The sequence below is a fragment of the Novosphingobium bradum genome (assembly GCF_042646485.1).
Classification (GTDB): Bacteria; Pseudomonadota; Alphaproteobacteria; order Sphingomonadales; family Sphingomonadaceae; genus Novosphingobium; species Novosphingobium bradum.
Map to the genome: position 1 here is coordinate 75,548 of NZ_JBHRTQ010000004.1, position 18,474 is coordinate 94,021.

17 protein-coding genes and 1 tRNA gene are annotated in these 18,474 nt (G+C 68.7%); 12 read left to right on the top strand and 6 right to left on the bottom strand.

The genetic code is table 11. The features are described 5' to 3' along the window. Positions 1-30 precede the first annotated feature (30 nt). Entirely contained in the window at positions 31-957 is a 927-nt protein-coding gene (locus ACFOD9_RS03850) for an acyl-CoA thioesterase (RefSeq protein WP_379508768.1), read from the top strand. Positions 958-967: 10 nt separating this feature from the next. Here the strand turns inward: ACFOD9_RS03850 and uvrC are convergent, their stop codons facing one another. Further along, positions 968-2,911 carry an excinuclease ABC subunit UvrC gene (uvrC, locus tag ACFOD9_RS03855; RefSeq protein WP_379508769.1) on the bottom strand — a complete coding sequence of 648 codons (1,944 nt, stop codon included), beginning with the start codon at positions 2,909-2,911 and terminating at the stop codon, positions 968-970. A gap of 109 nt (positions 2,912-3,020) precedes the next feature. On the opposite strand from uvrC, the gene ACFOD9_RS03860 reads away from it, so the two are divergent. Further along, positions 3,021-4,442 (top strand): CYTH and CHAD domain-containing protein, encoded by a 1,422-nt coding sequence (locus tag ACFOD9_RS03860; RefSeq protein ID WP_379508770.1) that lies wholly within the window; start codon positions 3,021-3,023, stop codon positions 4,440-4,442. A gap of 15 nt (positions 4,443-4,457) precedes the next feature. Here ACFOD9_RS03860 and ACFOD9_RS03865 read toward each other — a convergent pair whose 3' ends face one another. Beyond that, positions 4,458-6,938, bottom strand: a complete 2,481-nt coding sequence (locus ACFOD9_RS03865; RefSeq protein ID WP_379508771.1) for a TonB-dependent receptor plug domain-containing protein — start codon at positions 6,936-6,938, stop codon at positions 4,458-4,460. A 252-nt stretch (positions 6,939-7,190) separates the two neighbouring features. Between ACFOD9_RS03865 and infA the strand changes: the two genes are divergently transcribed. The 6 genes from infA to ACFOD9_RS03895 all read left to right on the top strand — a co-directional run bounded on the left by infA (position 7,191) and on the right by ACFOD9_RS03895 (position 10,429). Continuing rightward, on the top strand, positions 7,191-7,436 hold the full coding sequence (gene infA / locus ACFOD9_RS03870) for a translation initiation factor IF-1 (protein WP_039338683.1): 246 nt from the start codon (positions 7,191-7,193) through the stop codon (positions 7,434-7,436). 5 nt (positions 7,437-7,441) lie between these two features. After that, on the top strand, positions 7,442-8,026 hold the full coding sequence (locus ACFOD9_RS03875) for a Maf family protein (RefSeq protein WP_379508772.1): 585 nt from the start codon (positions 7,442-7,444) through the stop codon (positions 8,024-8,026). Continuing rightward, positions 8,019-8,993: a ribonuclease gene (locus ACFOD9_RS03880; RefSeq protein WP_379508773.1), complete on the top strand. Its 975-nt coding sequence runs from the start codon at positions 8,019-8,021 to the stop codon at positions 8,991-8,993. Before ACFOD9_RS03875 ends, ACFOD9_RS03880 begins: the two co-directional genes overlap by 8 nt. Continuing rightward, positions 8,990-9,160 (top strand): DNA gyrase inhibitor YacG, encoded by a 171-nt coding sequence (gene yacG, locus ACFOD9_RS03885; protein WP_379508774.1) that lies wholly within the window; start codon positions 8,990-8,992, stop codon positions 9,158-9,160. The genes ACFOD9_RS03880 and yacG overlap by 4 nt, the downstream gene beginning before the upstream one ends. 70 nt (positions 9,161-9,230) lie before the next feature. Further along, entirely contained in the window at positions 9,231-10,205 is a 975-nt protein-coding gene (locus ACFOD9_RS03890) for an LLM class flavin-dependent oxidoreductase (RefSeq protein ID WP_379508775.1), read from the top strand. Positions 10,206-10,353: 148 nt separating this feature from the next. Further along, positions 10,354-10,429: transfer RNA gene (locus ACFOD9_RS03895), tRNA-Phe, on the top strand. Between the two features lie 219 nt (positions 10,430-10,648). On the opposite strand, the gene ACFOD9_RS03900 is transcribed toward ACFOD9_RS03895, so the two are convergent. The 4 genes from ACFOD9_RS03900 to ACFOD9_RS03915 all read right to left on the bottom strand — a co-directional run bounded on the left by ACFOD9_RS03900 (position 10,649) and on the right by ACFOD9_RS03915 (position 13,276). After that, on the bottom strand, positions 10,649-11,056 hold the full coding sequence (locus ACFOD9_RS03900) for a hypothetical protein (protein WP_379508776.1): 408 nt from the start codon (positions 11,054-11,056) through the stop codon (positions 10,649-10,651). Positions 11,057-11,118: 62 nt separating this feature from the next. Beyond that, complete coding sequence (locus ACFOD9_RS03905) at positions 11,119-11,532, bottom strand: TadE/TadG family type IV pilus assembly protein (protein WP_379508777.1); 414 nt, start codon at positions 11,530-11,532, stop codon at positions 11,119-11,121. Continuing rightward, on the bottom strand, positions 11,529-12,008 hold the full coding sequence (locus tag ACFOD9_RS03910) for a TadE/TadG family type IV pilus assembly protein (RefSeq protein ID WP_379508778.1): 480 nt from the start codon (positions 12,006-12,008) through the stop codon (positions 11,529-11,531). The genes ACFOD9_RS03905 and ACFOD9_RS03910 overlap by 4 nt, the downstream gene beginning before the upstream one ends. 5 nt (positions 12,009-12,013) lie before the next feature. Further along, positions 12,014-13,276, bottom strand: a complete 1,263-nt coding sequence (locus ACFOD9_RS03915) for a pilus assembly protein TadG-related protein (RefSeq protein ID WP_379508779.1) — start codon at positions 13,274-13,276, stop codon at positions 12,014-12,016. Between the two features lie 478 nt (positions 13,277-13,754). Between ACFOD9_RS03915 and ACFOD9_RS03920 the strand changes: the two genes are divergently transcribed. From ACFOD9_RS03920 to ACFOD9_RS03935, 4 genes are all read left to right on the top strand, one after another. Beyond that, positions 13,755-14,462: a winged helix-turn-helix domain-containing protein gene (locus tag ACFOD9_RS03920; RefSeq protein WP_379508780.1), complete on the top strand. Its 708-nt coding sequence runs from the start codon at positions 13,755-13,757 to the stop codon at positions 14,460-14,462. Positions 14,463-14,647: 185 nt separating this feature from the next. Beyond that, positions 14,648-15,103: a hypothetical protein gene (locus ACFOD9_RS03925; RefSeq protein ID WP_379508781.1), complete on the top strand. Its 456-nt coding sequence runs from the start codon at positions 14,648-14,650 to the stop codon at positions 15,101-15,103. A gap of 194 nt (positions 15,104-15,297) precedes the next feature. Beyond that, positions 15,298-16,080: a phosphoribosylaminoimidazolesuccinocarboxamide synthase gene (purC, locus tag ACFOD9_RS03930; RefSeq protein ID WP_379508782.1), complete on the top strand. Its 783-nt coding sequence runs from the start codon at positions 15,298-15,300 to the stop codon at positions 16,078-16,080. 217 nt (positions 16,081-16,297) lie between these two features. Further along, positions 16,298-18,460, top strand: a complete 2,163-nt coding sequence (locus ACFOD9_RS03935; protein WP_379508783.1) for a calcium-binding protein — start codon at positions 16,298-16,300, stop codon at positions 18,458-18,460. The last annotated feature ends 14 nt before the right edge of the window (positions 18,461-18,474 follow it).

The following is an 18,474-nucleotide window of genomic DNA, read 5'->3' on the forward strand; positions in this document are numbered from 1 at the left end:
GCCCGGCGCCTTGGGCCAAGTGACGCGGCCATGTCCCAAGCCCCGCACCCCAAAGCCCTGGCCCTGCTCTCCCACCTCGCGGTGCAGGGCGAGGGCGGCGATGTCTGGACCGCCGCCGCCACGCCGGAAGCGCTGCGGACCGGGCGCGCGCGGATCTATGGGGGGCAGGTCGTCGCCCAGGCCCTGCTCGCGGCCGAGGCCAGCACCGTGGGCGCAGGGGTGTCCGACGGGCGCCCCGCCGCCTCGTTCCATTGCCGCTTCCTGCGCCCCGGCGCGGTTGACCAGCCGATCGCCTTCCGGGTCGCGCGTGATCTCGACGGGCGCTCGTTCACGCACCGCCGGGTGGTCGCCGAACAGGGCGGCAAGCCGATCCTGACCGCCTCGGTCATGTTCCATGCGCCCGAACCCGGCGTGGCCCACCAGCCGGAAATGCCCGCGACCATTTCGCCCGAGGAGGCGCTGGCCACCGTGGCCGCCGAGCGCGCGGGCACCGGCCCGCTGGCGCGGATCGCCTCGCTGATCGTCTCCGACAGCCGCGCCTTCGACATGATCCCGGTGGACCTGGCCCAGTGGGACCTGGCCGAGCCACGCCCCGCCCCGGTCCATGTCTGGCTGCGCTTCGGCGCGCCGATCGGCGATGATCCGGCCCGCCACCGCGCGGCCCTGGCCTATATGAGCGACGTCAGCCTGATGCAGGCCTCAGACGTGCGCCATGGCCTCAACTGGTGGCGCGGCGAGGTGAACACCGCCAGCCTCGATCACATGGTCTGGTTCCACGAGCCGGATGTCCGCGCCGACCAGTGGCTGCTCTACACCACGATGAGCGACCGCGCCGCCCATGGCCGCCTGCTGGCGCGCGGCGAGATTTACGACCGGGCGGGCCGGCTGGTCGCCACCACCACACAGGAAGCGCTCAGCCGCCTGAGCGAGGACGCCGCCGCCCGCGTGCTGGGCTGAACAGCGCCGCTCACCCGCCGGGGTGGTAGAAATCGTAGATCGTGCGGGCGACCGCCGCGCTCACCCCGGGGGCGCACTGGAGATCATCGAGGCTGGCCGCGCGCACCTTGCCCGCCGTGCCGAAATGGAGGAGCAGCGCGCGCTTGCGCGCCGGGCCGATGCCAGGAATCTCATCCAGCGGGCTGGCGACGATCGCCCGGCTGCGCTTTTCCCGGTGCGCGCCGATGGCATAGCGGTGCACCTCGTCGCGCAGGCGCTGGAGATGGAACAGGACGGGCGAATTGACCGGCAAGGTCTTCTCCCGCCCATCGGGGAAGTGGAACACCTCGCGCCCTTCGCGCCCGTGATGCGGCCCCTTGGCGATGGCGATCAGCGGCAGGTCCTCGATCCCGAGTTCCTCGACCACTTCCTTCACCGCGCTCATCTGGCCCTTGCCGCCATCGATCAGGACCAGGTCGGGCCAGGTGCCGGCCTCGCGGTCGGGGTCTTCGGCGAGCGCGCGCCCGAAGCGGCGGGCCATGACCTCGCGCATCATCGCGAAATCATCATTGGTCTGCGCGGCCTTGATGTTGAACTTGCGATACTGGTTCTTGAGGAAGCCTTCCGGGCCGGCGACGACCATCGCGCCCAGCGCATTGGTGCCCTGGATATGGCTGTTGTCGTAAACCTCGATCCGCTGCGGCACTTCGGCAAGCTCGAAGAATTCGGCCACTTCGCGCAAGGTGCGGGCCTTGGTGCCGCTTTCGGCCAGCCGCCGGTCGAGCGCTTCGGCGGCATTGCGGACCGCCTGCTCGATCAGCCGCCGCCGATCGCCGCGCTGGGGGACGGAAATCTCCACCTTGCCGCCCGCGCCCTCACGCAGGGCTTCGGCCAGCAATTCGCCTTCGGGCAGGGCGCGGTCCACCAGCACGCAGCGCGGCGGGGGCACTTCCTCGTAGAACTGGGCGAGGAAGCTGGTCAGCACCTCGGCCTCGTCCAGCCCCTCGGTATGGGTGGGGAAGAAGGCGCGGTGGCCCCAGTTCTGCCCGCCGCGAATGAAGAAGGCCTGGACCGCGATCTGCCCGCCCTTGCTGGCCATCGCGAAGATATCGGCATTGCCCAGCCCTTGCGCGTTGATCGCCTGGCTGCCCTGGATGAAGGTGGCCGCGCGCAGCCGATCGCGCAGCATGGCCGCGCGCTCGAAATCCAGCGCCTCGGCGGCTTCGGCCATCTGGGCCTCGATCTTGCGCTGGACGGCCTGGCTCCGCCCGCCAAGGAAATCCCTGGCCTCGGCCACCAGCTCGCCATAGGCCGCCGGATCAATCCGCCCGACGCAGGGCGCCGAGCAGCGCTTGATCTGGTAGAGCAGGCAGGGCCGGTCGCGCCGGGCAAAGAAGCTGTCGGTGCAGCTTCGCAGCAGGAACAGCTTCTGCAGCGCGTTGATCGTGGTGTTGACCGAGCCGGCGCTGGCGAACGGCCCGTAATAGTTGCCCGCCGCCCGCCGCGCCCCGCGATGCTTGGTGATGCGCGGGAATTCGTGATCGCTTCGCAGGAGGATGAAGGGGAAGCTTTTGTCGTCGCGCAGGAGCACGTTGTAGGGCGGGCGGTAGCGCTTGATCAGCTGGGCTTCGAGCAGCAGCGCCTCGGCCTCGGAATTGGTCGTGACGATGGTCATGCCGCGGGTCTGGCTGACCATCCGCCTGAGGCGCAGCGGCAGCCGATCGACCTGGGTGTAATTGGCCACCCGGTTGCGAAGCACCCGCGCCTTGCCGACATAGAGCACGTCGCCGCGCGCATCCTGCATCCGGTAGACGCCGGGCCGGGCCGGCAGGGTTTGCAGGGTCTCGCGGATCGCGGCCACGCCCTTGTCGATATCGGGCTGTTCGGTGCCGCGCACGGTTGCCGCCTGCGCCTGTTCCAGGAAGCGTTCGGCGCCCTGGGGATTGGGCGGGGTTCCGGCGGGAGAGCGGGCCATGGTCAGGCAGATAGGCAATCGCGCCGCGCTTGGGGAGGGGCCAAACGGGCGGGCCGCGTTTGATCCCCGCCATTGATTGAACGGGCGGCCGGGTGCAGACCCCTCGCCCATGGGCAGCGAAGTGGAACTCAAGCTGGACCTGACCGCCGAGGCCGCCGATCGGCTGGCCGAAAGCGGTGTGCTGGGCGCGGGCGAGGTTCGCCAGTTGCGCTCGCTCTATTTCGACACGCCCGATGACCGCCTGCGCCGCCACGGCCTGGCCCTGCGGATCCGCCGCGACGGCCACCGCCTGGTCCAGACCGTGAAGCAGCGCCATGCCCCCGGCGCGGGGCTGTTCGCGCGGGGCGAGTGGGAGTTCGCGGTGCGTTCGCTGACGCCCGTGGTCGACAGCCGCGGCCCGCTGGAGGAAGCGCTCGGGCGCCATGCCGGCGACCTGGCGATCCGGTTCACGGTGGACTGCGAGCGCACCCGCTTCACCCTGGCCGAGGGCCGGACCACGATTGCCGCCGTGCTCGATCGCGGCCAGGTTCATGCGCGCGATCGCGCCACCGGCTTTGCCGAGCTTGAGCTTGAACTGGTGTCGGGCGCGGCGGATGATCTGTTTGCGCTGGCGCGGCGGCTCGACCAGGTTGCACCCTTGCGGATCGGGGTCCTGTCGAAGTCCGATCGCGGGTTCCGGCTGGTGGGGGCGCTGCCGGGCAGCGAGAAGGCGGCGCCGGTGGCGCTCACCCCTGCCACCGGCGTGGTTGGCGCCTGCGCCGCAATCGTGACCGGCTGCCTCCACCACTATCGCCGCAATGAGGCGATCCTGCTCGCCACGCGCGACGGCGAAGCCCTGCACCAGGCCCGGGTTGCCCTGCGCCGGCTGCGTTCGGCCCATGCGGTCTTCGCCCCGCTGCTGCGCGACGGCGAATCGGCCCGGCTCGATTCTGCCGTGCGTGGCCTGGCCCGGGTGCTGGGCGCGGCGCGTGATCTTGACGTGTTGTGGGAGCGTTGCGCGCCGGACCTGCGCCCCGCCCTGAAGCCGCGCCGCGAGGTCGCCTGGCGCGGAGTGAGCCGGGCGCTGGCCGCGCCGGCGACGCGCCGCCTGATGCTCGATCTCGCGCAATGGGCCATGCTGGGCGGCTGGCGCGATGCCCCGCTCACGGCGGAGCTGCGCGCCGCCCCGCTCGCGCCGTTTGCCGCCGCCGCGCTCGACAAGCGGCTGGAGCGGGTGCGGCGCCATGGCCACCATCTCGCCGACCTCCCCGACGAGGCCCGCCACACCCTGCGAAAGGACGCCAAGAAGCTGCGCTATGCAGTGGAATTCTTTGCCGGGCTGCCAGCGCCCGCAGCCTCCCGCAAGCGCCGCGACCGGTTCCTTGCCGCCCTTGCCGAGCTGCAGGACCGGCTTGGCCTGCTCAATGACCTGGCGGTGGCCCGGGCGGTCCTTGGCGCTGCCGCGCCGGATGACGAGGCGCAGGCCCGCCATTTGCTGCACCGCGCCAGCGAGGCGCGCCATGCGCTGCTGGGCTGCGATCCGTTCTGGTAATCCGGAGGGGCGCGTTCAGAACTGCTTGCGAAATTCCACGCGGACCACCCGCCCCTGCGGATCGACCAGGTCGGGCTGGTAGGAAATCGGCACCGCGCCGAACTGGTCGGTCACCCGCTGGCGCGCGTCAAACACATTGTCGACCTTCAGCGACAGCCGCGCGCCCTTGAAGACGGGCGAAGCATTGGTCAGCGCGCGCTGCTGGCCGAGATCGGCAAAGACCCGCATCGACACCTTGGCCAGCGCGCCGAAGCGCAGGTCGGCCGAGCCCGGCGCGCCGCTGCCGTGCACGTGGGTCGGCGCGGTCCAGGTGCCGTTGAGCCTGACGCCAATGCCCCGGTAGAACGCGCCGCCCTCGAATTCGAGACTGTGGCGGGCGAGGCCGCCGCCGGTCAGGGCATCGCCCGAGAGCAGATCCAGCACCGGGCCGCCCTGGATGACGGTTACCCGGTTCACGAATTGCACCGTGTGGTAGAGCGACAGGTTCCACCGGCCCTGACCGTTGCCGCCCCGGCCACTGCCAAAGCCACCGCCGCCAAAGCCGCCTCCGCCGGGCGGCGGGCCATCCATGCCGCCGCCGGGTGGCGGGCCGCCCATGCCGCGACCGCCACCGAAGCGGCCGCCGCCTGATCCCGGTTTCGGCTTGCCCAGCGGGCCGGCCAGGTTGAAGCCCCAGCGCAGGCGCGATCCAGTCTCGTTGGCCAGGGTCAGCGGCCGCCGGTCGACCGCCACCAGCCGTCCGCTCGCATCGCGCGTCACCCGCGCCGGGAAGGCGGCCTCGATGGCCGGGGTGAGCAGCGGGAAAGCGGCGGTCACGTTGTCGGAATTGTTGCGGAAATATTCGACCAGCAGGTTCGAGCGCGCAAGGAAGGGCAATTGCCAGGTCAGCCCCAGCTTCACGTCGCGGTCGGTCTCGCGGGCCAGCGCGGGGTTGCCGCCGCTGGTCACGGTCACCAGCGCGGTTTCGCCGCGGGTGAAATCATAGACCGGCACGTTGAAGGTCTGCACCAGCGGATTGCCGAGGTCACTCAGCCCCGGCGCCACCTGGTTGACGATGTAGCTCGCCTGGAGGCTGAGCTGCCCGGTCAGCCCCCAGGTCAGCCCGGCGCTCCAGTCGGTCAGGGTGCCGAGGTCGGACAGGTGGTCCAGCCCCGCGCTGAGATTGAGCGTGAGGTCTCCGATCCCGGGCAGAACGCCGTTTCGCCGGCTGGCCAGGGGCAGGCCCAGGTTCACCCCCACCGAGGCATCGCCGCGCCGCAGCCGGGTTTCCCCGCCGGCATTGCGGGTGTCGGTGCTGGCGATGCCGGTCCAGGCGAAGCCGGCCTTGAGCGTGGCGGCCATATCGCCGGCCGGCAGGCTCAGCGGACGGCCGACCACGGTCACCAGGCTGGTCGCAGAATCGCTCACTCCCCGGGCCAGGTCCGGCGCCGGGGTGGTGAAGCTGACCGGCCCGCTTGCCGCCAGGGTGCCCGTCACCACGGCGCGCTGGTCGATCGCGGTGTTGGTGATCGCGTGGCTGGCATCGAGGGTCGCGGTCAGCTGCCAGGTGCCGAGCGGGCGCGCCCAGGTTGCCCCGGCCTCGGCGGTATCGGTGCGGGTGCGGCGCAGCAGGGGATCGCCTAATGCGCGGACCACGGTTCCGGCGGGATCGGTCGCCAGCGACAGGCCGGAAAAGCTGGTCGAATCGGCGCGGGTATAGGCGCCGTTGAGCGTGATCGTGCCGGCCAGCCCATTTTCGCCCAGCCCCTTGGTCCATGTGGCATTCACCCCGATGTCGCGGCTATCGGCGATCAGCGTCCGAGCCGAGGCGGGATCCGGATCCCCCGCCACGGTCGGCACGCTGCCCGGCGCCTGGCGCACGGCGCGCTCGCTCTCGAACAGCGGGGTGGTATCGTCGGCGGTGACCGTGAGGTTCAGCCGGCTTTGCCCCGCGGTGCGGAACAGCGAGCCTTCCAGCTTGGCCGTATCGGTCCCGCCGCGCGTTGGCCGGCCATATTCGGCTTCCACGGTGGTGGCGGCGAAATTGTCCTTGAGGATGAAGTTGATCACCCGCTGGTCGGCCGGGTAGCCATAGCGCAGGGCCACTTCCTCGGGCAGGATCTCCATCCGGCGGATCGCCTCGGGCGGGATGTTCCGCATCTCGCGGAAACCCGAAATCCGCTGGCCGTTCAGCAGGACCACCGGGTGCCCGCCGCCGCGCCCGCGCCCCGATCCGGTTTGCGGGGCCAGGGCATCGAGCAGGTCGGTGATCGAGGCTGCGCCGTAGCTGGCGATATCCTCCTCGGTCAGCACCTGGACCGGCTTCTGCGGCGCCTCGACCGCGCCCTTGATGCGCGTGGCGATCACCACGATCTCGCCGGCCTGCGGCTCGGCGCTGTCGTCCCGGCGCTGCGCGTCGGCGGCGTCGGCGCCGCCCTCGGCCCGCACCTCGGCCCGCACCGGGGGCGACGAGAACAGGGTTCCGGCAAGCAACAGGGCAATCAGGGAAACGCGCAAGGCAACAAGCTCCTGGTCCGTTGGCGGCACCTTCCCCCTGCCGCAATTGCCCCGCTGGCTCCGCCCGGACAAGCCGGCGCGCGGTAACAAATTGTCTCGGGCCTGATACCGCCCGCCCCCCCGCGCGTTCCCCGGGATAAGCGCCCCCGCGCGCGGCTGGCCGGAAAGGCTTCCCTTTTTGCTCCCTCGCAGGTATGGGCGCGGCGGATTGTCGGCCCCCAGACGGCCAGTTGGAACGGACCAGAATAGCGGATGGCGAAGGAAGAACTGCTCGAGATGCGCGGCCAGGTGGTTGAACTCCTGCCCAACGCGATGTTCCGCGTGCGGCTGGAAAACGATCACGAGATCCTTGGCCATACCGCCGGCAAGATGCGGAAGAACCGCATTCGCGTGCTGGTCGGCGACGAAGTGCTGGTCGAGCTTACTCCCTACGATCTCACCAAGGGCCGCATCACCTACCGCTTCATGCCCGGCCGCGGCGGACCCGGCGGCTTCTGACCATCATGGCCGGAACCCCGGCGCCAACCCTCGTATTGGCCTCCGCCTCGCCCCGCCGGCGTGACCTGATCGGCCGGCTCGGCATCACCCCGGCCCGCGTGGCCGCCGCCGACATCGACGAGACCCCGCGCAAGGCCGAACCCCCGCGCGACTATGCCCGCCGCATGGCCCGCGAAAAGGCCATGGCCGTTGCCGCCGGCGATGACCATGTGCTGGCCGGCGATACGGTGGTGGCCTGCGGCCGCCGCGTCCTGCCCAAGGCGGAAGACGAGGCGACTGCCCGCCACTGCCTCGAACTGCTTTCCGGCCGGCGCCACCGCGTGCTCTCGGCCATTGCGCTCAAGGCGCCCGACGGCACCCTGCGCGAGCGCATCAGCGAAACCGTCGTCCGCTTCAAGCCGCTGTGCGAAGAGGAAATCGCCGCCTACCTCGCCGGCGGCGAATGGCACGGCAAGGCCGGCGGCTATGCCATCCAGGGCAGCGCCGAAGGGCTGATCGCATGGATCGGCGGCAGCCATTCCGGCGTGGTCGGCCTGCCCCTGTTCGAAACCCGGGCGCTGCTCAAGGCGGCGGGCTTCGTCCTTGCCTGAATGGCTGGTCGAGGACGGGATCGCCGAACAGCGCGCGATCTTGGTTGACGGCGACGCCGTTCTCGCCGCCCGGATCGACTGGCCCGGCCGCCTCGCCCCCGGCCTCGTTGCCGAGGCCGTGCTCCTCCACCGCGCCGCCGGTTCGGCGCGCGGCACCGCCCGCTTCCCCTCTGGCGAGGAAGCGCTGGTCGACCGGCTCCCGCGCGAGGCCAGCGAGGGCGCGCCGATCCGCCTTGCCGTGACCCGCGCGGCGCTGGCCGAACGGGGCCGGTTCAAGCGCGCCCAGGCCCGCCCCAGCGCCGATCCGGCCTGCCCCGCCCCCACCCTTGCCGACCGGCTCGCCGCCACTGGCGCCCCGGTTCGCGTGGTCCGCCGCCTGCCGGCCGATTGGGACGAGCTGTGGGGCCAGGCCTGGGCCGGCGATGTGGCCTTCCCCGGCGGCACGCTGACCATCAGCCCCACCCCCGGAATGACCGTGATCGACGTTGACGGCACCCTGCCCGCCCCGGCGCTGGCCCTGGCCGCGGCGAATGCCGCCGCCGCCGCGATCCGCCGGTTCGACCTTGCCGGCTCGATCGGCATCGATTTTCCCACGCTGGAGGCCAAGGCCGATCGCCGCGCGGTGGATGAGGCGCTCGGCGCCGCCCTGGCCGACTGGCCGCACGAACGCACCGCGATGAACGGCTTCGGCCTCGTGCAGCTGGTCGCCCGGCTCGAACGCCCCTCGCTGGTCCACCGCCTGATGGCCGATCGGCCCGGCGCCGCCGCCCGCCTGCTGCTGCGCCGCGCCGAGGCCGTGGCCGAGCCGGGGCCGCGCCTGCTGCTGGTCGCCCACCCCGCCGTGCGGGCCGCGTTCACCCCCGGATGGGAGGCCCAGCTTGTCCGCCGCACCGGCCGAGCGCTTGAATGGCGGATCGATTCGGCCCTTGCGCTCGATGGCTGCTACGCGCAGGCGCTTGCCGCATGACCGCCTCCGCCCCTGCCCGCAAGTGCCCGATCTGCGGCAAGCCCCGCCTGCCTGCCCACGCGCCGTTCTGCTCCGCCCGCTGCCGCGACCGCGACCTGCTGCAATGGCTCCAGGATGGCTATGCCCTGCCCGGCCCCCGCGCCGAGGTGGAGGAACCCGAGGACTGAGGCCGCCCGGCCGCCCGGCTTGACCACTCGGCCGATTCCCCCGATGTCCGCCGCACAAGGGAGATCACCGATGTACACGATGCGGTTCGATATGCGCGCACCGGCCAATGGCGCGCCAACCACCGAGCTTTACGCCGCCGTGCCGGAAATCTGCGCCTGGGCCGAGACCCGGGGCTGCCTTGCCGCCACCCTTTCCGAACACCACATGAGCGAGGACGGCTATCTCCCCTCGCCGATGATCCTCGCCTCGGCGATCGCCGCGCGCACCGCGCAATTGCGGATCAGCATCGCCATCGTCCAGCTGCCGCTCTACGATCCGGTCCGCCTGGCCGAAGACGCCGCCGTGCTCGATATCCTGTCGCAGGGCCGGGTGTCCTATGTTGGCGGCCTTGGCTATATGCCGCGCGAATACGAGATGCACGGCGTGCCCTATGGCCGGCGCGGCGCGATCGCGGAGGAAAAGCTCGCCCTGTTCCTCAAGATCAAGGGCGGCGAGCCGGTGGAGCACGAAGGCCGCCAGATCCATGTCACCCCGGCCCCCGTCACGCCCGGCGGGCCGCGCATCGCCTGGGGCGGCGGATCGATCCCGGCGGCCGAGCGCGCCGGGCGCCACGGCCTGGATTTCATCGCCCAGAAGGGCAACGAGGAACTGCGCGCCGCCTATGAGGCCGCCTGCCGCGCCCATGGCCACGAGCCGGGGATGTGCTTGCTCAACCACCGCGACAACACCACCGTGCTGTTCGTGGCCGATGATCTCGATGCCGCCTGGGCCGAGCTTGGCCCCTACCTGATGAACGACGTGCGGATGTATGGCGCGTGGAACGCGGGCGATACCGAGACCAGCAACATCTCCTTCGCGCAGACGGCGGCGGACCTGCGCGCCGAGAACCGCAGCCACCGCATCGTCAGCGTGGAGGAAGCCCGCGCCATGGCCGGCGCCGGGATGCCCCTGCCGCTGCATCCCCTGATCGGCGGCCTGCCTCCGGCCCTGGCGTGGAAATACCTGCGAACCGTTGCCCGCGACGTATTCGGCCACGAAGTCTAGGCTCGGCGGGTTCCAACCCAACAAACCCTATTGCCAACCGCGCGCCCCTTCGCCATAGGCGCGCTTCCAATCGCTGGGCAGCCCGATACCAACCCCGGGCCGTCCCGCTCCGCCGCCCGATGCGGGCGGCGCTGCACGATCAGGCGATGCCCGGGTAGCTCAGTTGGTAGAGCACGTGACTGAAAATCACGGTGTCGGCGGTTCGATTCCGTCCCCGGGCACCACTTGCCTGATCGCAAGGGGTTCCGCGCACTGACAAATCCGCAGGCATCTGCCTGGAATGGCCCGGCCTGACCGCCGGATTTCGCCATTGTTCGCCTGTGATGAGGTAATTCCGGGGGCGATCTTGGGGGGCACTTCGCGCGGCGCGAAAGGCGTGGCCCTCGCCTCGGCTCGCAGGGGCGTCCGGACTGGAGCGGGTTTGGGCCTGCCTCGCCCTTGCCTCACGACCTGGGCGGCGGCGTGAATTTCTGCCGCACCGCTGCCGGCATCTGGCTCCAGAGGTTCAGCAGGTCCTGGCGGGCGCTGTTGCGGAGGCACAGCGTGGCCTGCAAGGTTGCGGGACTGGGAAAGTCGCGCGCCGTCCATTGCGCCGCCGATGCCGCCGGTGTGCCGAACGAATCCCCCTCCGAGGCAAGGTCCGCGAAGGTGACGCTGCCGGGCGCGCGGGCGACTGCGCTCGCGAAGGTCTTGAGCGCATTGGTCTGCCGCTGGAGTTCGGCACAGGCGTCCTGGAAATTGGTCATCGCCTTGCGGTAGGCGGCAGCGGCCTCAAGGCCGGCCAGCATGGTTCTCCCGCCCCGGACGATGCGCCCCCGGGTGGTGGGCAGACGTTGCATATATTGGGTCATGTTCGCGTTTCCGGCGGGCAATTGCATGGGTTCCTCGTGGCCGCGTGGCTTCGGCGGCGGCATCAGGGGTGACAGGCGCTGACCGTGAAGGTGGGCTGGAAGTTGATCGCCGACGAAATCCCGCCGGTGTAGGTGTAGGTTACCGCGACCATTTCGCCGCATCCGGGGCTCGACACCGTGAACGCCGAGGCGGCCACGCCGAGCCCTGTTGCCATGGCCGCGGCATGGCTCTGGATCGCGCTGGTGGTGGCGCAACTGTTGCTGTCGATCGCGGCGCACCGGGCCGCGCTTTCCACCGCGTATTGCAGGGTGTTGCGGACCCACAGCACCCGCCCGGCATCGATGGCGCCAAGGACCATGAACAGGAGGACCGGCATGACCAGCGCCGCCTCGACGACCGACGAACCGCGCGTGTCGGCGGCAAGGCAGTGAGGCCGACCGTGGCTGGGGCGGCGATCAGGGCGGGGCCGGCTCACTTAATCCTCACTGTGTTGCTTTGCGACACGGCGACCGTTGCCGGGACCCCGGGCCAGGTCATGATCGGGGTATAGGTGGCGCTGGCGCTGGCCGTCACATAGGTGGCCGCCTTCTGGCCATTGGCGCAGGTGGAATTGCAGGTGGCCGCGGTGATGCTGGTGCCGCTGCTCTGGCAGCCGCACCAGCTGGTCGGGGCGGGACTGGCCGAAATGGTGGACAGGAAGGCGGGGGCGCTGGTCGCCGAGGTGATCGCGGTGGCAATGGCCGCGGAAGAGTAGCCGTTGGCCGCGGCATATTCCGACCCGCCGCGCGCGGCGCGTTCGACAATGGTGCGCGAGAGCGACCACAGCGAATAGTCGATCGCGCCGACCAGCAGGCCGATCAGCGCCGAGGCGACCAGGGCGAACTCGACCGCGGCAAGGCCGCCGGTGTCGCGGCGCAGGCGCCCGATCGCGGCGAAAGGCAACCGGATCATCGTCATCACTCCAGCATACCGGTTGAGCCGCTGCCGCCGCTGCCGATGGGGGTAACCCCGGTGCCGGTGCAGTTCGGGCTCATGTTGGCGTTGTTGTCGATCTGCACCGTGGAGCCGATGAGCTGGGTGCACAGCGCGCTGTTCATGTTCGAATTGTCGTTGAAGTGAAGCTTCTGGCTGGGGAAGTAGAGCGCGCCCTGGACATTGAGGTAGGAGTTGTTGGTGAACTCCTGGTTCTTGCCATCGGCGCCGGTCCGCGGCCCCATCATCGCGATGCCCGCCGTCGGACCTGAGGTCGGCGCGGTGATGTTGATCGTGGCGTTGTTGCCCACCCCGTTGCCCACCGCGCAATCGCCAAGCCCGATGCAGTACGAGCCGTTGATGACGATGGTGACCCCGCTGGTGGCATCGAGCTTGGCCCCGTTGGTGAAGTAGAACTTGGAATCGACGAAATAGATGCCGGGATTGAGGGTCAGCGTCTTGGATCCGCTGACGTTGAAGCCGCCGCAATAGTGGCCCGGGTTGAGCGTGGTCGCCGTCGTGACGGCCGAAGTCTGGGTGCACCCTCCGGCCGCACCGGGATCGACCGCGGCATAGGGATCGGCGATCGGCGCCTGGCCGGTGCGGTTGAACGCGCCGGTCATGGCGGCATTGCTGTAGGTCGAGATGCCGCCGACGACCGAAGTGGAAGCCTTGATCGAGCAGTTGTCGGAACAGGAGAGCGCCTTGGTATCGGCGGAATTGGAATAGACCACGCAATTGGGATTGGCGATCTGGCCGTTGTTGGTCACGTTGACCGCCTTCGCCGCGGTCGTGCTCAAAGCCAGGATGCAGCCGCTGCCGCCCGATCCCGCCTTGGCCACGGCCCGCACAGACACCGTGGGCGCGGCGCTCAGGAACAGGCTGGCAAAGCGCAGGTCCTGGGCCTTGCCAACCTTGACCTCCCAGGCATTGCTGTTGGCGGTGTAGTTCCCGATCGTGGGGGGATTGCTGACCGTGATCGTCACCCCATTGGCGCCATTGACCAGGCCATAGGTGGACAGCACGGCCCTGGCCTCCTCCCGCGCCCGGTCGGCCGAGGCGCCCGCGGCCGAGGCAACCGCGGCGGAATAGACCGCACTGTCGGCAGCGCCCTGCAGAGCCCGCCTGGACTGCTGCCAGCCGGCAACGTCGATGGCCAGACCGACCGCGCCGATCACCAGCGGCAGGCTGAACGCCGCCACCACGAGCACGTTGCCCGCGCGGCTGGCGGCAAGGCGATGCAGCAAGCGACGGACAGGAGAGGCCAATGCCCGCATCGCCGGAGCTGGTTTTCGTGTTGGCACAGTCCCACCAATCAATACTTTCCGATGCACGGAATCATTCGAGTTAATGCTTAAATATCTCTGAAAACGTATTATCAGTTGAGCCACATTAATGGAGAGTTAGCCTCAAGTTAATCCTTACATCAACCTTACATTGTCAGTTTAAGTCTTGATTTCACAAAGCCAACCATGCGACCTGACTAAAAATTGGCCATCCCGGACATCGAATTTTGTCAGATTCACGCAAGCCAATAGTCCTCGCCCGGTTCGCGGGCACGGACGATCGCGGCGGTCACGGCCCTGACCGGCAATCGCATCGGCGCTGCCGAGAACCGGCGCACGACAAGGCGCCGCTTGCGCGGGGGAACGCGCGGGTGAGCCGGGAACGGGAGAACGGCGGCAAGGGCGCCGCGAGGCTGATGGTCGCGGGGATCGAGGCGCCATGTTGCTGATGGTGATCGATCAGGGCGGCGGCATCTTCGACCGGCTGGCCCATCGCCTCAGGCTGGCCGGGTTCATGCTGGCTGCGGTGGGCACGGCCGCGGAAATTCCGGCCAGCCCGCTGCGTGCCAGCACCCAGGCGATCCTGATCGATCAGGGCCGCGAAGCGCCCTGCACCGCTGGCACGGTCGCCGAACTGCGTGCCGCCGGGCTCACCCAGCCCGTGCTGGTCCTCGCCGCCAGGGACGACTGGCGCGAGCGGGTCGCGGCGCTTGACGCCGGGGCCAACGACATCCTGCTGAAGCCGGTTCATTCCGAGGAAGTCGCCGCCCGCCTCAGGGCCGCCGTGCGGAGCAATGCCGGCAAGGCGGCGTCGCGGATGACCTTCGGCGACATCGAATTCGACATGAAGGCCCGCTGCGCCTGGCGCGCCGGGAAATGCCTTGCCCTTACCCGCAACGAGTTCCGCCTGCTCCAGAACCTGCTGCTTGCCAACGGCGGGTTCCTCACCAAGCAGCAGATCTCGGAAGCGCTGTGGCCGGGGGATCGCAATGTCACGAGCAATGCCATCGAAGTTCTGTGCAACCGGCTCAGGGCCAAGCTTGGCCCCGATCGCATCCTGACCCTGCGCGGAATGGGCTATCGCTTGGCGCTGCCGGACATGACCGACGGTCTGCCGCCCGAGCCTGGCCCCTGCAAGAATTGCTGAAACTTCGCTTTCGGCCCTGCTGTCGGCCCTGATTTCGGCCGTGGGGCCGACATGGCGCGCCCGGCCGATGGCCATGCAAGCGCGGCACCGCCGCCCCGAAATCGCAGCCCGCGATTGACGAAAGTCAATTCCGCGCGGCCTCGCCATGTTAACATACATTGTGAAAGCATGATTGAGAGCGCCCGATGACCAGCCTTGCCGCGCCGCAGACCCTGTCCCTGGCCGAACGCGAAGCCTTGATGGAGGCCGCTCTCGAGCGCGCGGCCGAGGTGATCGGCGACCTGACCGGCCCGGTGATGGAGCGATTCTACGCGCGTTTTCCCGAAGGGCGCGAGGCCTTCGATCGGCTGGGGCTGGGCGCGGTTGGCGCGCTCGAAGGGCAGATGGTCGAGCAGAGCCTGTTCTGCCTGATGCGCTGGCTGGCCGAGCCGACCATGATCGCAATCATGCTGGTCAGCTCACTGCCTCACCACCAGGCCACCCTGGGCGTGCCGGTGGCCTGGGTCAGCGGCATGGTCGAGGAAGCCGCCGATCTCATCATCGAAACCATCCCGGCCGATCGCGCCGGGGAACGCGCGGTCTGGCAGGCGATCCGCGCCGAAGTGGTCAAGGCTATCGACGAGGCCGCCCGGGCCGGCTGACCTCGGCCCTGCCCGCCCATGGTTCGCCGGCAAGCCCGGCCGCCTGCCAATTGCATTTCGGGCCGCGCGGCGATATGGGCGCTCCTTCGCGATGGCCCCGGCGCGCCGCGTGGTTGCCACCCGGCCCGCGCATCCAGCCGGGGCTTGCTGTTTCAGGGCCGGCTCTCCCGCGCCCCCGCCTGAAGGAATTGCCCGTGTCCCGTCGCCGCCAGATCTACGAAGGCAAGGCCAAGATCCTCTATGAAGGCCCCGAACCGGGCACGCTGATCCAGTACTTCAAGGACGATGCCACCGCGTTCAATGCCCAGAAGAAGGGCACGATCAACGGCAAGGGCGTGATCAACAACCGCATCAGCGAATATGTGTTCACTCGCCTTTCGCACATCGGCATCCCCACCCATTTCATCCGCCGCCTCAATATGCGCGAACAGCTGGTGCGCCAGGTGGAGATCATCCCGATCGAGGTGGTGATCCGCAACGTGGCCGCCGGCTCGATCTCCAAGCGCCTCGGCATTCCCGAGGGCGAACCGCTGCCCCACACCCTGATCGAATACTACTACAAGGACGATGCGCTGGGCGATCCGATGGTCGCCGAGGAACACATCGCCTGCTTCGGCTGGGCCTCCAACGAGGAGATGCAGGACATCTCCTCCATGGCGATCCGGGTGAACGATTTCATGGTCGGGATGTTCGCCGCGATCAACATCCGCCTCGTTGATTTCAAGCTCGAGTTCGGCCGCATCTGGGACGGCGACTACAGCCGCGTGATCCTGGCCGACGAGATCAGCCCCGACGGCTGCCGCCTGTGGGACATGATCACCGGTGAGAAGCTCGACAAGGACCGTTTCCGCCGCGATCTTGGCGGCGAGGAAGAAGCTTACCAGGAAGTGGCCCGCCGCCTCGGCCTGCTGGAAAACGACGGCGGTCCGAGCGAGGTGTTCGACCTCACCAAGCACCGCAAGCTGCGCGGCAAGTAATCGCCCGAGGCGCTCCCTACCGGCAATGCCGCCGGCAGGGAGCCGCGCGCAGCACATTTCCGTCCAGGCTTGAGACGTCCTGGCGGCGCGGGGAACCTGTGCCTCCGCCCACGGAGCGATGCAGACCGTGTGCCACGGTTAATTATCTTGCCCTTAGCCTCTTCACAGGCTTAACTTTCGGCCAACCAATTTAACCGCTTTGGGCTGGAGGCGGACGATGGCGTCGGTTACTGTCAATCAGAACTTCGCGTTCGATTACACGCAGGTGGACCTCTACTGGTATTCCGCCAACTTCGATTTCATGTCGCAGGGCGGCGCTGGCACCACGCTCTGGGTCTACGCCTCTGACGCCTTCGACAGTCAGTTCCTCACCTTCGGCGGGCAGGGCATTACGGTAGTCAATGAAGCGGTGACCGCGGGGACGATCACCAGCATTTCCGAAAGCAGCACCTCAAGCGGCACGCTCTTGTGGCAGCTCTCCGGCATATCGGTCAGCGCCGTTGCGATCTATAACGCCGCGCTCACCGCATCGAACTCGGATGAACTCGCGCTGATCTCTGCGGCGATGTCGGGGAACGATTCGATAACCCTGTCTGCCTTGGGCGACCGGGCGAATGGATTCGCCGGCAACGACACCATCCTTGGCTACGCCGGCAATGATTACCTTGAAGGCGGTGACGGAAGCGACAGGCTCGATGGCGGGAGCGGTTCCGATACGCTCGACGGCGGCAATGGCCTCGACATGGTCGGCTACGCGACCGCTGGTTCTGGCCTGATCGTCAGCTTGGCCAGTCCCGCCGCCAACACCGGCGATGCCGCCGGCGATGTCTATTACAGCATCGAAGGAATCATCGGCTCCGGCTTTTCCGATACCCTGACCGGCGACAGCCAGGACAATTACTTTCTGGGCGGGGCCGGGAACGACGTGATGGACGGCGGACCGGGCGCGGACACGATGGAGGGCGGTGCCGGAGCCGACACGATGACCGGCGGGGGCGGGATCGACGCGGTCATCTATCTGAACGCTGCCTCGGGGGTCACGATCGACCTCGTCAATCCCGCGGCGCGCACCGGCGATGCGGCGGGCGATGTCTACAACGCCATCTCGCGTTACGGCGGCACACGGTTCGCCGACACCTTCGTCGGCGATTCCGCAGCGAACGGCTTCTCCGGGATCGACGGCAACGACACCATCGATGGAGCCGGCGGCAACGACATCGCCTATTACAGCGTGGCGCGCAGCACCTCGACCGTCACCCGCGACACGGTCAACCACAAGCTCATCCTGTCCGATGCGGTGAACGGCACCGACACCACCCGACATGTCGAGCAGTTCCAGTTTAACGACGGACTCTATTCGTTCAGCTTCGCCAATCCCGGCGCGGCCATCGTCGCCGACTTCAACCCGGCCAACGGCTGGGCCAGCCAGAACCTGTTTCCCCGCCATCTCGCGGATGTGAACGGCGACGGCTATATCGACATCGTCGGCTTTGGCATTCTCGGCGTGCTGGTTTCCTCCGGGTCCGCAACCGGCTTCTCCAGCGCAACCCTGGCAGGCACCAACTTCAACCAGAGTTCGGGCTGGACCACGGACGATATGTTCCACCGCGTGGTGGTCGACGTGAACAAGGATGGCCGGGCCGACATCGTCGGGTTCGGTTATGCCGGCACCATGGTCAGCCTGGCCAAGGCCGACGGTACCTTCAACGGCCCCATCACCGGCCTTGGCGATTTCGGGCAAAACCAGGGCTGGGCGAACATGACCGGCTTCAACCGCACGGTGGCCGACGTCAATGGCGATGGCTATGCCGACATCATCGGCTTCGGCTTTGCCGGAACGCTGGTGGCGCTCGGCAATGGCAACGGCACGTTCCAGCCGGTGAACACGGCCATCGCCAACTTCGGCGTCGGCCAGGGCTGGGGCAGCGACCTGTTCACCCACCGCACGGTGGCCGACGTGAACGGCGACGGACGTGCGGACATCGTCGGCTTCGGCAACGCCGGAACCTGGGTCGCCTTGGCGAAAACCGACGGCACATTCGCCGATGCACAGATGGTGCTGGCCGATTTCGGCACGAACCAGGGCTGGACCAACAACGACACCTACGCGCGCCATGTCGCTGACGTGAACGGCGATCACATCGGCGACATCGTCGGGTTCGGCATCGCAGGTACGCTGGTGGCCTACGGCAATGGCGACGGCACCTTCACCAAGGCCAGCACCGACATTGCCAATTTCGGCGCGAACCAGGGCTGGAACAGCGACACGACCTATCACCGCGAAGTGGTCGACATGAATCGCGACGGGCTGGCCGACATCGTCGGCTTCGGCATTGCCGGGGTCCTGGTCGGGCTCAACCAGAGCGATTTCCTGGTCTGACGCTAACGGCTTGC

What these genes read in the sequence shown, in the direction of transcription:
- ACFOD9_RS03910 (WP_379508778.1), bottom strand. Translation starts at nt 12,008, where the DNA reads ATGATCCGGTTGCCTTTCGCCGCGATCGGGCGCCTGCGCCGCGACACC.
- ACFOD9_RS03890 (WP_379508775.1), top strand. Translation starts at nt 9,231, where the DNA reads ATGTACACGATGCGGTTCGATATGCGCGCACCGGCCAATGGCGCGCCA.
- infA (WP_039338683.1), top strand. Translation starts at nt 7,191, where the DNA reads ATGGCGAAGGAAGAACTGCTCGAGATGCGCGGCCAGGTGGTTGAACTC.
- ACFOD9_RS03900 (WP_379508776.1), bottom strand. Translation starts at nt 11,056, where the DNA reads ATGACCCAATATATGCAACGTCTGCCCACCACCCGGGGGCGCATCGTC.
- ACFOD9_RS03850 (WP_379508768.1), top strand. Translation starts at nt 31, where the DNA reads ATGTCCCAAGCCCCGCACCCCAAAGCCCTGGCCCTGCTCTCCCACCTC.
- ACFOD9_RS03920 (WP_379508780.1), top strand. Translation starts at nt 13,755, where the DNA reads ATGTTGCTGATGGTGATCGATCAGGGCGGCGGCATCTTCGACCGGCTG.
- uvrC (WP_379508769.1), bottom strand. Translation starts at nt 2,911, where the DNA reads ATGGCCCGCTCTCCCGCCGGAACCCCGCCCAATCCCCAGGGCGCCGAA.
- yacG (WP_379508774.1), top strand. Translation starts at nt 8,990, where the DNA reads ATGACCGCCTCCGCCCCTGCCCGCAAGTGCCCGATCTGCGGCAAGCCC.
- ACFOD9_RS03875 (WP_379508772.1), top strand. Translation starts at nt 7,442, where the DNA reads ATGGCCGGAACCCCGGCGCCAACCCTCGTATTGGCCTCCGCCTCGCCC.
- ACFOD9_RS03860 (WP_379508770.1), top strand. Translation starts at nt 3,021, where the DNA reads ATGGGCAGCGAAGTGGAACTCAAGCTGGACCTGACCGCCGAGGCCGCC.
- ACFOD9_RS03935 (WP_379508783.1), top strand. Translation starts at nt 16,298, where the DNA reads ATGGCGTCGGTTACTGTCAATCAGAACTTCGCGTTCGATTACACGCAG.
- ACFOD9_RS03925 (WP_379508781.1), top strand. Translation starts at nt 14,648, where the DNA reads ATGACCAGCCTTGCCGCGCCGCAGACCCTGTCCCTGGCCGAACGCGAA.